The 14,330-nt window shown below is 72.2% G+C and carries 11 protein-coding genes; 6 read left to right on the plus strand and 5 right to left on the minus strand.

Annotation, left to right across the window (positions count from 1 at the left end; translation table 11 throughout):
- Positions 1-43: 43 nt before the first annotated feature.
- Positions 44-1,504: a sodium:solute symporter gene (locus ACIHAR_RS36830; protein ID WP_365470544.1), complete on the minus strand. Its 1,461-nt coding sequence runs from the start codon at positions 1,502-1,504 to the stop codon at positions 44-46.
- 171 nt (positions 1,505-1,675) lie between these two features.
- On the opposite strand from ACIHAR_RS36830, the gene ACIHAR_RS36835 reads away from it, so the two are divergent.
- Together ACIHAR_RS36835 and ACIHAR_RS36840 are read left to right on the plus strand one after the other, a co-directional pair.
- Entirely contained in the window at positions 1,676-3,190 is a 1,515-nt protein-coding gene (locus ACIHAR_RS36835) for a helix-turn-helix domain-containing protein (RefSeq protein ID WP_365470541.1), read from the plus strand.
- A 90-nt stretch (positions 3,191-3,280) separates the two neighbouring features.
- Positions 3,281-4,069, plus strand: coding sequence for a phosphatase (locus tag ACIHAR_RS36840; RefSeq protein ID WP_400023582.1), 789 nt, complete (start codon positions 3,281-3,283; stop codon positions 4,067-4,069).
- An 84-nt stretch (positions 4,070-4,153) separates the two neighbouring features.
- On the opposite strand, the gene ACIHAR_RS36845 is transcribed toward ACIHAR_RS36840, so the two are convergent.
- From ACIHAR_RS36845 to ACIHAR_RS36860, 4 genes are all read right to left on the minus strand, one after another.
- On the minus strand, positions 4,154-4,576 hold the full coding sequence (locus ACIHAR_RS36845; protein ID WP_365470535.1) for a hypothetical protein: 423 nt from the start codon (positions 4,574-4,576) through the stop codon (positions 4,154-4,156).
- Positions 4,577-4,874: 298 nt separating this feature from the next.
- A complete protein-coding gene (locus ACIHAR_RS36850) occupies positions 4,875-5,768 on the minus strand; it encodes an acyl-CoA thioesterase (protein WP_400023584.1) in 894 nt (297 codons plus the stop codon).
- A 35-nt stretch (positions 5,769-5,803) separates the two neighbouring features.
- Complete coding sequence (locus tag ACIHAR_RS36855) at positions 5,804-6,961, minus strand: acyl-CoA dehydrogenase family protein (protein ID WP_365470530.1); 1,158 nt, start codon at positions 6,959-6,961, stop codon at positions 5,804-5,806.
- A 693-nt stretch (positions 6,962-7,654) separates the two neighbouring features.
- On the minus strand, positions 7,655-8,251 hold the full coding sequence (locus ACIHAR_RS36860; protein WP_400023586.1) for a TetR/AcrR family transcriptional regulator: 597 nt from the start codon (positions 8,249-8,251) through the stop codon (positions 7,655-7,657).
- An 86-nt stretch (positions 8,252-8,337) separates the two neighbouring features.
- Here ACIHAR_RS36860 and ACIHAR_RS36865 point away from each other — a divergent pair, with 86 nt between their 5' ends.
- The 4 genes from ACIHAR_RS36865 to ACIHAR_RS36880 are packed head-to-tail and all read left to right on the plus strand — an operon-like array spanning position 8,338 to position 14,052.
- The gene (locus tag ACIHAR_RS36865; protein ID WP_365470524.1) at positions 8,338-9,954 is read left to right on the plus strand and encodes a carboxyl transferase domain-containing protein; all 1,617 of its coding nucleotides are present in this window, start codon (positions 8,338-8,340) and stop codon (positions 9,952-9,954) included.
- 11 nt (positions 9,955-9,965) lie between these two features.
- The gene (locus ACIHAR_RS36870; protein ID WP_365470521.1) at positions 9,966-11,912 is read left to right on the plus strand and encodes an acetyl/propionyl/methylcrotonyl-CoA carboxylase subunit alpha; all 1,947 of its coding nucleotides are present in this window, start codon (positions 9,966-9,968) and stop codon (positions 11,910-11,912) included.
- A gap of 17 nt (positions 11,913-11,929) precedes the next feature.
- Positions 11,930-12,886 (plus strand): hydroxymethylglutaryl-CoA lyase, encoded by a 957-nt coding sequence (locus ACIHAR_RS36875; RefSeq protein ID WP_365470575.1) that lies wholly within the window; start codon positions 11,930-11,932, stop codon positions 12,884-12,886.
- 5 nt (positions 12,887-12,891) lie between these two features.
- Positions 12,892-14,052 (plus strand): acyl-CoA dehydrogenase family protein, encoded by a 1,161-nt coding sequence (locus ACIHAR_RS36880; protein ID WP_365470518.1) that lies wholly within the window; start codon positions 12,892-12,894, stop codon positions 14,050-14,052.
- Positions 14,053-14,330 lie beyond the last annotated feature (278 nt).

Here is a 14,330-nt window from a genome sequence, read left to right on the forward strand (position 1 = left end):
CGCTTCGTCGCGTATGTACTGCTCTGTACTACTGAGGACGACTCTACTGGGGAGCCGGGACGGGGTCGGACACGAGTTCGGGCTCCCGTCCGGCAAGACGGTCGCGCCAGACGGCCAGGACGGCCGCGTCGGTGGGCCTGGTCGCCAGGGAGACGGCGACGTAGGCGGCGAGGGAGGCGAGCAGGCCGTAGTAGACGGGCTCGTTGGCGAGGATGCCGTGGGTGGCCATCAGGACGACGACCGCGAGGCCGCCGACCGCGACGGAGGCGAGGGCGCCCTGAGCCGTGCCCCGCTTCCACAGCAGACCGCCCAGGATGGGCACGAGGAGGCCGCCGACGAGGAGGTTGTAGGCGACGGTCAGCGCCTCGACGACGTTGTTCAGCGCGATGGCGGTGCAGATCACCGCGACGCCCATGAGGAGGATGAAAGCGCGGTTGCCCTTGACCTCGTCGTGCGCCTCGTCCGAGGGCCGGACGACTCCGCGCAGCCGGGACCAGATGTCGTTGTTGGCGACGGTCGCGCAGGCGATGAGCGCGCCGGAGGAGGTCGACATCACGGCCGCGAGGGCCGCGGCCAGCACCAGCCCGCGGACGCCCATCGGGAGTTCGTCCTTGACGATCGTCGCGAAGGCGTCGTCCGCGGAGGCCAGGTTCGGGTAGAGCACCTTGGCGGCCGTACCGATGACCGCGCCGGCGAGGGCGTAGGCGAGGCAGTAGGTGCCCGCGACGGTGCCGCCCCACTTCGCGGTGCGGTCGCTGCGCGCGGTGAAGACGCGCTGCCAGATGTCCTGCCCGATCAGCATGCCGAAGGTGTAGATCAGCACGTAGGTGAAGATCGTCTCGCCGCCGATGCCCAGCGGGTCGAAGTACGAGGTGGGCAGCTCGGCCCTCATCTCGGAGAAGCCGCCCGCCTTGACGACCGCGATCGGCAGCAGGAGCAGCAGCACGCCGATCGTCTTCACCACGAACTGCACCATGTCCGTCAGCGTGATGGACCACATGCCGCCGAGCGTCGAGTAGGCGACGACGATCGAGCCGCCCAGGACGATCGCCAGCGTCCGGTTGATGTCGAAGAGGACGTCGAAGATCGTGGCGTAGGCGATGGTCGAGGTGACGGCGAGCATCAGGGTGTACGCCCACATGACGACGCCGGAGATGACGCCCGCCCGGCCGCCGTAGCGCAGGTCGAGCATCTCGGAGACGGTGTAGACCTTCAGGCGGGCGATGCGGGCCGAGAAGAAGACCGACAGGGCGAGGAGCCCGAGGCCGATGGTGAAGACCATCCAGGCCCCGGAGAGGCCGTACTGGTAGCCCAGCCCGACGCCGCCGATGGTGGACGCGCCGCCGAGGACGATGGCGGCCATGGTGCCGGAGTACATGGCGGGGCCCAGACGGCGCCCGGCGACCAGGAACTCGCTCTTCGAACGGGCGCGGCGCATGCCCCACCAGCCCATGGCCAGCATGCCGGCCAGATAGACGACGATCACGGTGTAGTCGACGGCCATACGGGGGCCTCCTTCGCGCACTCTCGGTGGCGTGTCGTGCAGAAACGGGGAAAGGCCGGCAGGGGCTCGCGGGGACATCCGCCCGTACCCGCGGCTGCCGGTCCGGACCGACCCTAGGTGGCCGGAAAGCGACTGCGAAGTGTACGTTTCATCCACTGGAACCGTACGGGGATGGAAGGAACGCACACCGTGCCGGATCCCGTCGCCCCGCCCACACCGCCGGTGCCGCTCGCCGCGCTGCTGGCCCGCGAGGACCTGGCCCTGCGCCAGATCGCCGGCCCGTCCGGGCCCGACCTGGTCGTCCACGGGGCGCACACCTCGGAGATGGCCGACCCGTACCCGTACCTGCTGGGCGGCGAGCTGCTGCTGACGGCGGGGGTGCACATCCCGGAGGGGGCGGGCCTGGACGGGGGCGGCCCCGGTGGGTCCACATCGGGTCCGGGCGACTACTTCGACGCCTACGTCGCCCGGATCGTGGCGGCGGGCGGCGCGGCGCTCGGCTTCGGGGTGGCGCCGGTGCACGACACCGTGCCGCGGGCGCTGGTCGCGGCCTGCGACGCGTACGCGCTGCCCCTCCTGGAGGTGCCCCCGCAGACCACCTTCTCGGGCGTGGCCCGCGCGGTCTGGCAGCTCATGGCCCAGGCCCGCCACGCCGAGCTGCGGCGCGTGACGGAGGCCCAGCAGAGCCTCGCCTCCGCCGCCTCCCGCCCCGACCCGGTGCCCTCGGTCCTGCGCCAGCTCGCCCAGCGGGTGGGCGGCCGGGCGGTGCTGTACGGGCCGGAGGGCGCCGAGATCGCCGAGGCGGGGCGGAGACCGGGCGGACCGGCCGACGCGCCCCTGGCGGAACTCGCCCGGGTCCTCACCGGCCGCGGCTCCGCCACCGCAAGCGACACGGCCGCCGACGGCACCCACCTGGCCGCCTACGCGCTCGGCGCCGGGCACGGTTTCGTGCTCGGGGTGGCCGCCCCGCGGCGGGAACCCGGGGACCACACCATCGCCTCCGTCGCCGCCGTGCTGCTCTCCCTCCTCACCGGCGAACACCAGAGCGGCACGGGAGCGGCCCGGTCGTCGGCGCTCGTCCGCCTGCTGCTGGGGGCCGCGCCGGAGACGGTGGCCCCGCTGCTGGGCGGGGAGCGGTGGCGTGTGGTGCACGGGCGGCCGGCGGCGCAGGCGGCCCCGGACGCCGTGGCCGCCTCCGCGCTGGGCGCCGCTCTCGGGTCGCCGCTGGTCGACCTCGCCGAGGGGGTCGTACGGGTCCTCGTCCCCGCCGAACCGGAGCCGGCCGAGCAGCCCGGATGGACGCTCGGCGTCAGCGCCGCCGTGGGGCCCGCGGACTGGCCGGCCGCCGACACGCAGGCGGCCCGTGCCCTGGCCCGGGCCCGGGCGACCCGCGCGCACCTGGTCCGGCACGGCGCCCGCCCCGCGCTCGCCGACCTCCTCGCGCCCGGCGAGGCCGAGGCCCACGCCCGTGCCCTCCTCGCCCCGCTCGGGGAGAACCCGGCGCTCGCCGACACCCTGCGCAGCTGGCTGTCGCTGCACGGCAGTTGGGACCGCACGGCGGTGGCACTGGGTGTGCACCGCAACACCGTGCGGCAGCGGATCGCGCGCTGCGCCGCCCTGCTGGGAGCGGACCTGGACGACCCGGACGTGCGGATGGAACTCTGGTTCGCCCTGCGGCAACGGTGAGTTCGACGGCGCACGTCAGAGGGAGTGACCCACGTCCCAGCGTCCGGGACACCGGCGACTCCCACAGGCGGCTGCCCCACAATGGACACCATGCCGATACCCGGGACACCCAGCCGCGCCGAGCTCGTCGACCACCTCGTCAGAACCCGCATCGCGGGGGACGTCGCCACCCCGCGCGAGAACAACCTCTCCCACTACCGCCAGCTGGCGAACGGTGTCCGCAACTTCTGGCTGGGCCTGGAGCTCGGCGACCGCTGGACCGACGAGCAGGACGTGCTCGCGGTGATGGCGGAACGGGTCGGCGTCAACGACGATCCCGAGTACCGGTACGGCCAGGACACCATCGACCCCCAGCTGACGGTCGACGCACTGGACCGCCTGGCGGGACGGCTGCGCAAGGCGGCCGAGGACCGGCAGCGGGTGCTGTTCGCCACCGGCCACCCGGGCGGCCTGCTCGACGTGCACCGCGCCACCGCAGCCGCCCTGCGTGCGGCCGGCTGCGAGATCGTCGTCATCCCGGACGGGCTCCGGACCGACGAGGGGTACGTCATGCAGTTCGCGGACGTGGCGGTGCTCGAGCACGGCGCCACCCTCTGGCACACGCATTCGGGCGAACCGATGAAGGCGATTTTGACCGCCCTGGAGCACGAGGGCCGCCCGCTGCCCGACCTGGTCGTCGCCGACCACGGCTGGGCGGGATACGCCGGTCAGCACGGCGTCGACTCCGTCGGCTACGCGGACTGCAACGACCCGGCCCTGTTCATCGCGGAGGCGGAGGGAACCGTCCAGGTGACGGTGCCCCTGGACGACCACGTCGTGAGCCCCCGCCACTACGACCCCATGACGGCGTATCTGCTGGCGGAGGCGGGGCTGGAGTAGACCGGTCCAAGGCCCGGGCGCACTGGAACGGCGCGGCGTGCGGCTCCTTCGGAGACCGCACACCGCGCCGTGGTTGATGTCGTATCAGTCGTGGTCACCGCCGTTGCCGTGGTCACCGTCGCCGCCACGACCGTTGTCGTCGTCGTGGTCGTCGTGGTCGCCATTGCCGCCACGACCGTGGTCGTCGTCGTGGTCGTCATGGTCGCCACGACCGTTGTCGTCGTCGTGGTCGCCATTGTCGCCACGACCGTAGTCGTCGTCGTGGTCGTCATGGTCGCCACGACCGTTGTCGTCGTCGTGGTCGCCATGATCGCCGTTGCCACCACGGCCGTGGTCGTCGTGGTCGTCGCAGTCGTCCCACCAGTCGTCGTCACAGTAACGACTGTCGCTGTACGACTTGGAGTCGGACGCAGCGGCGGTCCCGGTCGTGCCGGCCGCGATACCGCCGGCCAGCATCAGCCCGGCAGCGGACGCCGCGGCGAGACGCTTCGCACGTTGTGCTCGCATGGAAATACCTTTCGCTCCATCGTCTCCCGCGTCACCTGGAAGGCATGCGGGAATGGATGGCCGCAGCCGCAAGTGCACTTTGCGACAGGGTCTTGGAAATCACCGCATGTTGTCGTGAAGCACGGGCGCGACCGCCGACGCCTCCGAGACGCTCGCGGTTCACGGGCGAGCGCTGTGGCCTCGGTCCTCGCTTTCGGGACCCAGGTCGGCCGGGCGTGCCGTGCGTGCGGCTTTCACTCGACGAGCCTAGTCCCGCGATCGCGCATCGGCACCTCGGGCGACCCAGCGCGCACACGGGTCACCGTGGGACGCGGACCACACCCTCCTGGATCACCGTGATGGCGAGCCGGCCGTCCTGGGTGTATATGCGCGCCTGGCCGAGGCCCCGGCCGCCGTACGCCGACGGCGACTCCTGGTCGTACAGCAGCCATTCGTCGGCGCGGAACGGACGGTGGAACCACATCGCGTGGTCCAGGGACGCGCCGACGACGTCGCCGACCGCCCAGCCGCCGCGCCCGTGCGCGAGCAGCACCGAGTCCAGGAGCGTCATGTCGGAGACGTACGTGGCGAGCACGATGTGCAGATGGGGGTCCCCCCAGACGGACTGCGGGGAAGGGTCGTCGGCGAGCTTGCCGTTGGTGCGGAACCACACCTGGGAGTGCGGCTCGCGCGGTTCGCCGAAGCGGCCGTACGGCGGTTGGTCGACGTACCGCAGGTCGACCGCGGCGCGCGCCTCCAGGAACCTCTCCACCACCTGCGGATCGAGGTGGCCGTACCCCCGCAGCCGTTCCTCGGAGGTGGGCAGGGTGGCCGGGTCGGGCGCGGGCGGCATCGGAGTCTGGTGGTCCAATCCCTCCTCGTACGCCTGGAAGGACGCCGACAGGCCGAAGATCGGCTGGCCGTGCTGGACCGCGACGACGCGGCGGGTGGTGAAGGAGCGGCCGTCCCGCAGGCGGTCCACCGTGTAGACGATGGGTGCGCCGGGGTCGCCCATGCGCAGGAAGTACGCGTGCAGGGAGTGGGCGGGACGGTCCGCGGGGACGGTGCGCCCCGCGGCGACCAGCGCCTGCGCCGCGACCTGACCGCCGAAGACGCGCGGGACGACGGCGGAGCGGGACTGGCCGCGGAAGATGTTCTCCTCGATCTGCTCCAGGTCGAGCAGATCGAGGAGATCGTTCAGTGCCTGGTTCATGGAGGCTGTCGTACCGGCCGGTGATGTCGGCGGCTTTACAGACCCATGTCCTTCGCGATGATCGTCTTCATGATCTCGCTGGTGCCGCCGTAGATGCGGTTGACGCGGTTGTCCGCGTACAGGCGGGCGATCGGGTACTCGTTCATGAAGCCGTACCCGCCGTGCAGCTGGAGGCAGCGGTCGATGACGCGGTGGGCGACCTCGGTGCAGAACAGCTTGGCGCTCGCGGCCTCGGCGGGGGTCAGCTCACCGGCGTCGAGGGCCTCGGTGGCGCGGTCGGCGACGGCCTCGGCGGCGTCCACCTCGGCCTGGCAGGCGGCCAGCTCGAACTTCGTGTTCTGGAACGCCGCGACGGGCTGGCCGAAGACGGTGCGCTGCTGGACGTACTCCTTGGCGAACCGGATGGCGGCCTTGGCCTGCGCGTACGCGCCGTAGGCGATGCCCCAGCGCTCGGAGGCCAGGTTGTGGCCGAGGTAGTAGAAGCCCTTGTTCTCCTCGCCGAGGAGGTCCTCGACGGGCACCTTGACGTCGACGAAGGCGAGCTCGGCGGTGTCGGAGGTCTTCAGGCCCAGCTTGTCCAGCTTGCGGCCGATGGAGTAGCCCTCGGCCTTGGTGTCCACCACGAAGAGGGAGATGCCGTGGCGGCGGTCCTCGGCTGTGGGCGGGGCGGTGCGGGCGCAGACGATCATGCGGTCGGCGTGGACGCCGCCGGTGATGAAGGTCTTGGCGCCGTTGAGGACGTAGTGGGTGCCGTCCTCGGAGAGCTTGGCGGTGGTCTTCATGCCCGCGAGGTCGGAGCCGGTGCCCGGCTCGGTCATCGCGATCGCCCACATCTCCTCGCCGGAGACGAACTTCGGCAGGTAGCGCTTCTTCTGCTCGTCGGTGGCGAGCAGCTTGATGTACGGCAGACCGAGCAGCACGTGGACGCCGGAGCCGCCGAAGGTGATGCCGGCGCGGGCGGTCTCCTCGTACAGGACGGCCTCGAACTTGTACGAGTCGATGCCGGCGCCGCCGTACTCCTCGTCGACGCGGATGCCGAAGACGCCCAGCTCGGCGAGCTTGTAGTAGAAGTCGCGCGGCGCCTGGCCCTCGGCGAGCCACTCGTCGTACACGGGCACGACCTCGGCCTCGATGAAGGCGCGCAAGGTCTCCCGGAACGCCTCGTGATCCTCGTTGAACACCGTACGGCGCACGGCGCCACCTCCACGTACCTCGGCATGTCTAAGCGCTTGCTCATCGTTACCGTACCGGCGAGTACAAGGTGCGTCCAGGGTGCGTGAGTGGTAACGCTCGTCACGTCGAGCCCCCTCCGCCGACCCACCCACCCGACTCGCTCCGACAAGAAGCACCCACATCCGGGGCTCCGCCCCGAACCCCGAACACCCCTGCCCGCCGGTCACGCCGACTCCGTTCCGGCGTCCACTCCTCTCCCTGCCCGCACCTACGAGCCCTCCCCTGATGCCGGACGCCCTCGGCCGCGCTTCACCCCGGGCAGGTCAGGCACCACCCTCACGGCCGCACCCTTCCCCGGAGGCCGGACACCACCGCACGGCCGCGCCCCGTTATTCACGAAGGGCCGACCGGGGCCCGCCGACCCGTCCGCTGCCTAGGCGCAGGCGTCCCGCACGTCCCACCCCGACGGCCCCGCAGCCGCCGACGGCGCTCGAGCCCCACCAGGGCCACCTGCACCCGGCGACGAAAGTCGTCCGGTGGAGCGGGTGGGTGCACCGGGCCCGGGCCGAAGGCCGGCCCACGCCCCACCAGGGCCCCGCCCCGCGAGCGGCTGGAACCGGCCAGGAGCTGGACCCCATCAAGGGCCCACCCCGCCCAGGAGGCCACCCGCCAGGGGCCCACCCCGCCCAGGGGGCACGCCCAGTGCAGGCTTCCTACGCCCCGCCGGCGGAGGAAAACGCCCCGCGGGCCATTCGGTGCAGCAGCGCTGCCGTGGCTCCGCGGCCCGGCAAGGACCCGGCCCGGCCCAGGTGCGGGGTCGAGTTCAGCAGGCCGAACACGGAGTGGACCGCCGAGCGGGCGGTCGGTTCCGTCAGGTCGGGGTAGACCTCGCGGACCACCCCGACCCACAGCTCCACGTACTGCCGCTGCAGCTGCCGCACCAGCTTGCGGTCGCTGTCGCGGAGGCGGTCCAGCTCGCGGTCGTGCAGGGTGATGAGGGGGCGGTCGTCGATCGCGAAGTCGATGTGGCCCTCGATGAGGGAGTCGAGGACCGCCTCGGGGCCGACGCCGTCGGCCTCCTGGAGGCGGCGCTTGGCGCCGGTGAGGAGCTGGCCGCTGATGCCGACCAGGAGCTCCGCCAGCATCGCGTCCTTGCCGGGGAAGTGCCGGTACAGACCGGGGCCGCTGATGCCGACGGCGGCGCCTATCTCGTCCACGCCGACGCCGTGGAAGCCCCGTTCGGCGAACAGGCGTGCCGCCTCCTTGAGGATCTGCTCGCGGCGGGTGGGGGCGTCGGTTCTGGTGGCCATGAAGGCAATTCTAGACAGGGAGGTTAGCGGTCGTTAACCTGGAGGAAATGCGTTAACGCTCATTAACAAGGTGAGGGGACCGCAGGATGGAGCAGGCACCGGAGCTGACGAGCGCGGCCGATCCCGCGTCGGCGGCCTGGCAGGCCAATGAACAAGCCCACCTCGCGCTCGTGGAGGAGCTGCGCGGCAAGCTGGCCGCCGCCCGGCTCGGAGGGGGTGAGAAGGCACGGGCGCGGCACACCGCGCGCGGGAAGCTGCTGCCCCGGGAGCGGGTGGACACCCTCCTCGACGCGGGGTCACCGTTCCTGGAGCTGGCGCCCCTCGCCGCCGACGGGATGTACGACGGTCAGGCCCCGGCCGCCGGTGTCATCGCCGGCATCGGGCGGGTGAGCGGGCGGGAGTGCGTCGTCGTCGCCAACGACGCCACCGTCAAGGGCGGGACGTACTACCCGATGACCGTGAAGAAGCATCTGCGGGCGCAGGAGGTCGCGCTCGAGAACCGGCTGCCCTGTCTGTACCTCGTCGACTCCGGTGGCGCCTTCCTGCCCATGCAGGACGAGGTGTTCCCCGACCGCGAGCACTTCGGGCGGATCTTCTACAACCAGGCCCGGATGTCGGGGGCCGGGATCCCGCAGATCGCCGCCGTCCTCGGATCGTGCACGGCGGGCGGGGCGTACGTGCCGGCGATGAGCGACGAGGCCGTCATCGTGCGGAACCAGGGGACGATCTTCCTCGGCGGGCCCCCGCTGGTGAAGGCCGCCACCGGTGAGGTCGTCACCGCCGAGGAGCTCGGCGGCGGCGAGGTGCACGCGCGCGTGTCGGGCGTCACCGACCATCTCGCCGAGGACGACGCGCACGCCCTGCGGATCGTGCGGACCATCGTCTCCACTCTTCCGGCCCGCGACGCGCTGCCCTGGGAGGTGCGGCCCGCCGTCGAGCCGAAGGTCGACCCCTACGGGCTGTACGGCGCCGTCCCGGTCGACTCCCGTACCCCCTACGACGTGCGGGAGATCATCGCGCGCGTGGTCGACGGCTCCCGGTTCGCCGAGTTCAAGGCCGAGTTCGGGCAGACCCTCGTCACCGGCTTCGCCCGGATCCACGGCCACCCGGTCGGCATCGTCGCCAACAACGGCATCCTGTTCTCCGAGTCCGCCCAGAAGGGCGCCCACTTCATCGAGTTGTGCGACCAGCGCGGCATCCCGCTGGTGTTCCTGCAGAACATCTCCGGGTTCATGGTCGGCCGGGACTACGAGGCCGGCGGCATCGCCAAGCACGGCGCCAAGATGGTGACCGCCGTGGCCTGCACGCGCGTGCCCAAGCTGACCGTCGTGGTCGGCGGTTCGTACGGCGCCGGGAACTACTCCATGTGCGGCCGCGCCTACTCGCCCCGCTTCCTGTGGATGTGGCCGAACGCCAAGATCTCCGTCATGGGCGGCGAGCAGGCCGCCTCCGTCCTCGCCACCGTCAAGCGCGACCAGATGGAGGCGCACGGCCAGGAGTGGTCCGTGGAGGAGGAGGAAACCTTCAAGGACCCGATCCGGGCGCAGTACGAGCGTCAGGGCAACGCCTACTACGCCACCGCCCGCCTCTGGGACGACGGCGTCATCGACCCGCTGGAGACCCGCCAGGTTCTCGGCCTGGCCCTGACCGCCTGTGCCCACGCGCCCCTGGGTGACCCCCAGTTCGGCGTCTTCCGGATGTGAGGAGGGGACCCTTGTTCGACACCGTGCTCGTGGCCAACCGGGGCGAGATCGCCGTACGCGTCATCCGCACCCTGCGGTCGCTGGGCGTGCGCTCGGTGGCCGTCTTCTCCGACGCCGACGCCGACGCCCGGCACGTCCGCGAGGCCGACACCGCCGTACGGATCGGCCCCGCGCCGGCCGCGGAGAGCTATCTGTCCGTCGAGCGGCTCCTGGAGGCCGCCGCCCGCACCGGCGCCCAGGCCGTCCACCCCGGATACGGCTTCCTCGCGGAGAACGCCGGCTTCGCGCGCGCGTGCGCCGACGCGGGCCTGGTCTTCATCGGGCCGCCGGCGGAGGCCATCTCCCTGATGGGGGACAAGATCCGCGCCAAGGAGACCGTGCGGGCGGCGGGCGTGCCCGTCGTGCCCGGCTCGAGCGGCAGCGGCCTCAGCGACGCCCAACTCGTCGAGGCGGCCCGGGAGATCGGCACACCGGTGCTGCTGAAGCCGAGTGCCGGAGGCGGCGGCAAGGGCATGCGGCTGGTCCGCGACCCCGCCGCCCTGGAGGACGAGATCGCCGCCGCCCGCCGCGAGGCCCGCGCCTCCTTCGGCGACGACACGCTCCTCGTCGAGCGGTGGATCGACCGGCCCCGGCACATCGAGATCCAGGTGCTGGCCGACGGCCACGGCCGGGTGGTCCACCTGGGCGAGCGCGAGTGCTCCCTCCAGCGTCGCCACCAGAAGATCATCGAGGAGGCGCCCAGCGTGCTCCTCGACGAGGCCACGCGGGCCGCGATGGGCGAGGCGGCGGTGCAGGCCGCCCGTTCCTGCGGCTATCGGGGCGCGGGCACGGTGGAGTTCATCGTCCCCGGCGGGGATCCGTCGTCGTACTACTTCATGGAGATGAACACCCGTCTCCAGGTGGAGCACCCGGTCACCGAGCTGGTCACGGGCCTGGACCTGGTGGAGTGGCAGCTGCGGGTGGCGGCCGGGGAGCCCCTGCCCTTCGGGCAGGAGGACATCACGCTCACCGGGCACGCCGTCGAGGCCCGCGTCTGCGCCGAGGATCCCGCGCGCGGGTTCCTGCCCTCCGGGGGCACGGTGCTCAGGCTGTACGAGCCCGAGGGCGACGGCGTGCGCACCGACTCGGGGCTCAGCGAGGGCGGCGAGGTCGGCAGCCTGTACGACCCGATGCTGTCCAAGGTGATCGCGTACGGGCCGGACCGCGCGACCGCCCTCAGGAAGCTCCGGGCCGCCCTCGCGCAGACGGTCACACTGGGCGTGCAGACCAACGCCGGGTTCCTGCGCCGGCTGCTGGCCCATCCGGCGGTCGTGTCGGGCGAGCTGGACACCGGGCTGGTCGAGCGGGTGGTGGAGGAGCTGGTCACCACCGACGTACCGGAGGAGGTCTACGAGGCCGCAGCCGCCGTACGACTGGAGGCGCTGCAGCCCCGCGGGCAGGGGTGGACGGATCCCTTCTCCGTGCCGAGCGGCTGGCGGCTGGGCGGGGCGCACCGGCCGGTGGCCTTCGACCTGCGGGCGACGGGCCTCGAACCCGTCACCCACCAGGTGCGCGGCACCCACACCGTCACCGACACCCACGTCTTCGTCACCCTCGACGGCGTCCGTCACACCTTCGACCGGGCCGGCGACTGGCTGGGCCGGGACGGCGACGCCTGGCAGGTGCGCGACCACGATCCGGTCGCCGCGTCCCTGACCGGGTCCGCGCACGCGGGCGCCGACTCGCTGACCGCGCCCATGCCGGGGACGGTGACGGTCGTGAAGGTCGCCGTCGGCGACGAGGTCGCCGCGGGGCAGAGCCTGCTGGTGGTGGAGGCGATGAAGATGGAGCACGTCATCTCCGCCCCGCACGCCGGCACGGTCGCCGAACTGGACGTCACTCCCGGCACGACGGTCGCCATGGACCAGGTCCTGGCCGTCGTCACCCCGCACGAGCAGGACGAGGAGGCGGAGCGGTGAGCGGACGGGGACTTCCCATGGTCGTACCGGCCCGAAATCTGCCCACGCGGGTCAGGATCCACGAGGTCGGCGCGCGCGACGGCCTGCAGAACGAGAAGGCGACCGTGCCGACGGAGGTGAAGGCGGAGTTCGTGCGCCGCCTCGCCGGGGCGGGGCTGACGACGATCGAGGCGACCAGCTTCGTCCACCCCAAGTGGGTGCCCCAACTCGCCGACGCCGAGCAGCTGTTCCCGCTCGTCGCCGACCTGCCGGCGGAGCTGCCGGTGCTGGTGCCGAACGAGCGCGGCCTGGACCGGGCCCTGGCGCTGGGCGCGCGCCGGATCGCCGTGTTCGCGAGCGCCACCGAGTCCTTCGCCAAGGCCAACCTCAACCGCACGGTGGACGAGGCGCTGGCCATGTTCGCCCCGGTGGTGGAGCGCGCGAAGGCCGACGGCGTGCACGTCCGCGGCTACCTCTCCATGTGCTTCGGCGACCCCTGGGAGGGGGCGGTCCCGGTCCCGCAGGTCGTGCGGGTGTGCCGGGCCCTGCTCGACATGGGCTGCGACGAGCTGAGCCTGGGCGACACGATCGGCGTCGCGACCCCGGGCCACGTGATCGAACTGCTGGCCGCCCTCGGCGAACAGGGCGTCCCGGTCACCGCGCTCGGCGTGCACTTCCACGACACCTACGGCCAGGCCCTCGCCAACACCCTGGCCGCCCTCCAGTCCGGCGTCACCACGGTCGACGCCTCCGCGGGCGGCCTGGGCGGCTGCCCGTTCGCGCAGTCCGCCACCGGCAACCTCGCCACCGAGGACCTGGTGTGGATGCTGCACGGCCTCGGCATCGACACCGGGGTCGACCTCGGCCGTCTCGTCGCCACCAGCGCGTGGATGGCCGGCCATCTGGGACGGCCGAGTCCGTCCCGCACCGTCCGTGCCCTGTCCCACGAGGACCCTGAGGGCCGAGAGGGCCGCGAGGCCCACAAGGAGCAGTGACCGCCATGGACCACCGACTCTCCCCCGAGCTGGAAGAGCTTCGCCGCACGGTCGCGGAGTTCGCGCACGACGTCGTGGCGCCGAAGATCGGCGACTTCTACGAGCGGCACGAGTTCCCGTACGAGATCGTCCGCGAGATGGGCCGCATGGGCCTGTTCGGGCTGCCGTTCCCGGAGGAGTACGGCGGCATGGGCGGCGACTACCTCGCCCTCGGTATCGCGCTGGAAGAGCTGGCACGCGTCGACTCCTCGGTGGCGATCACCCTGGAGGCGGGGGTCTCCCTGGGCGCGATGCCGATCCACCTGTTCGGCACGGAGGAGCAGAAGCGCACCTGGCTGCCCCGCCTCTGCTCCGGCGAGATCCTGGGCGCGTTCGGCCTCACGGAGCCCGACGGCGGCTCGGACGCGGGCGCCACACGGACGACGGCCCGGCTGGACGGGACGACCGGCGAGTGGGTGATCAACGGCACCAAGTGCTTCATCACCAACTCGGGCACGGACATCACCGGCCTGGTCACGGTCACGGCGGTGACGGGCCGCAAGCCGGACGGCAGGCCGCTGATCTCGGCGATCATCGTCCCGTCCGGCACCCCCGGCTTCACGGTGGCGGCCCCCTACTCCAAGGTCGGGTGGAACGCCTCCGACACGCGTGAGCTGTCCTTCGCGGACGTCCGGGTGCCGGCGGCGAACCTGCTGGGCGAGGAGGGCCGGGGCTACGCCCAGTTCCTGCGCATCCTCGACGAGGGCCGTGTCGCCATCGCGGCCCTGGCGACGGGTCTCGCACAGGGCTGTGTGGACGAGTCGGTGAAGTACGCGCGCGAGCGCCACGCCTTCGGCCGGCCGATCGGAGCCAACCAGGCCATCCAGTTCAAGATCGCCGACATGGAGATGAAGGCGCACACGGCCCGGCTGGCCTGGCGGGACGCGGCGAGCCGTCTGGTCGCCGGCGAGCCCTTCAAGAAGGAGGCGGCGCTGGCGAAGCTGTACTCGTCGACGATCGCCGTCGACAACGCCCGCGACGCCACCCAGATCCACGGCGGCTACGGCTTCATGAACGAGTACCCGGTCGCCCGCATGTGGCGCGACTCCAAGATCCTGGAGATCGGCGAGGGCACGAGCGAGGTGCAGCGGATGCTGATCGCACGGGAGTTGGGTCTGGCGGGCTGAGAGCCAAGGGCCCGTCGTCCGGGTCGGGTCGCGGGGCTGCGACCCGGCCCGAACGGCCCGAACGACGCTCGTCAGCCGCCCAGCAGGCCAGCAGGCCCCGGATGTCCATCGCCGACTGTCCGGCCGCCCCGAGCGCGGCGACGGCGCCGGAGAGGGGGCCCGCTTTCAGCATCCGCTGGAACAGCCCGATCACCACGGCCACGCCCAGCACCCACAGCGTGCCCGCGCCGTCGTCCCGGCTGCTGTACGACGACGCGTTCTGGTTGAGGGACTTGAAG

Source organism: Streptomyces sp. NPDC052016, from assembly GCF_044548445.1.
GTDB lineage: Bacteria > Actinomycetota > Actinomycetes > Streptomycetales > Streptomycetaceae > Streptomyces.

Coding starts and splice junctions, on each gene's coding strand:
- ACIHAR_RS36845 (WP_365470535.1), bottom strand. CDS start 4,576: ATGCGAGCACAACGTGCGAAGCGTCTCGCCGCGGCGTCCGCTGCCGGG.
- ACIHAR_RS36860 (WP_400023586.1), bottom strand. CDS start 8,251: ATGGCCACCAGAACCGACGCCCCCACCCGCCGCGAGCAGATCCTCAAG.
- ACIHAR_RS36830 (WP_365470544.1), bottom strand. CDS start 1,504: ATGGCCGTCGACTACACCGTGATCGTCGTCTATCTGGCCGGCATGCTG.
- ACIHAR_RS36835 (WP_365470541.1), top strand. CDS start 1,676: ATGGAAGGAACGCACACCGTGCCGGATCCCGTCGCCCCGCCCACACCG.
- ACIHAR_RS36840 (WP_400023582.1), top strand. CDS start 3,281: ATGCCGATACCCGGGACACCCAGCCGCGCCGAGCTCGTCGACCACCTC.
- ACIHAR_RS36850 (WP_400023584.1), bottom strand. CDS start 5,768: ATGAACCAGGCACTGAACGATCTCCTCGATCTGCTCGACCTGGAGCAG.
- ACIHAR_RS36880 (WP_365470518.1), top strand. CDS start 12,892: ATGGACCACCGACTCTCCCCCGAGCTGGAAGAGCTTCGCCGCACGGTC.
- ACIHAR_RS36865 (WP_365470524.1), top strand. CDS start 8,338: ATGGAGCAGGCACCGGAGCTGACGAGCGCGGCCGATCCCGCGTCGGCG.
- ACIHAR_RS36875 (WP_365470575.1), top strand. CDS start 11,930: ATGGTCGTACCGGCCCGAAATCTGCCCACGCGGGTCAGGATCCACGAG.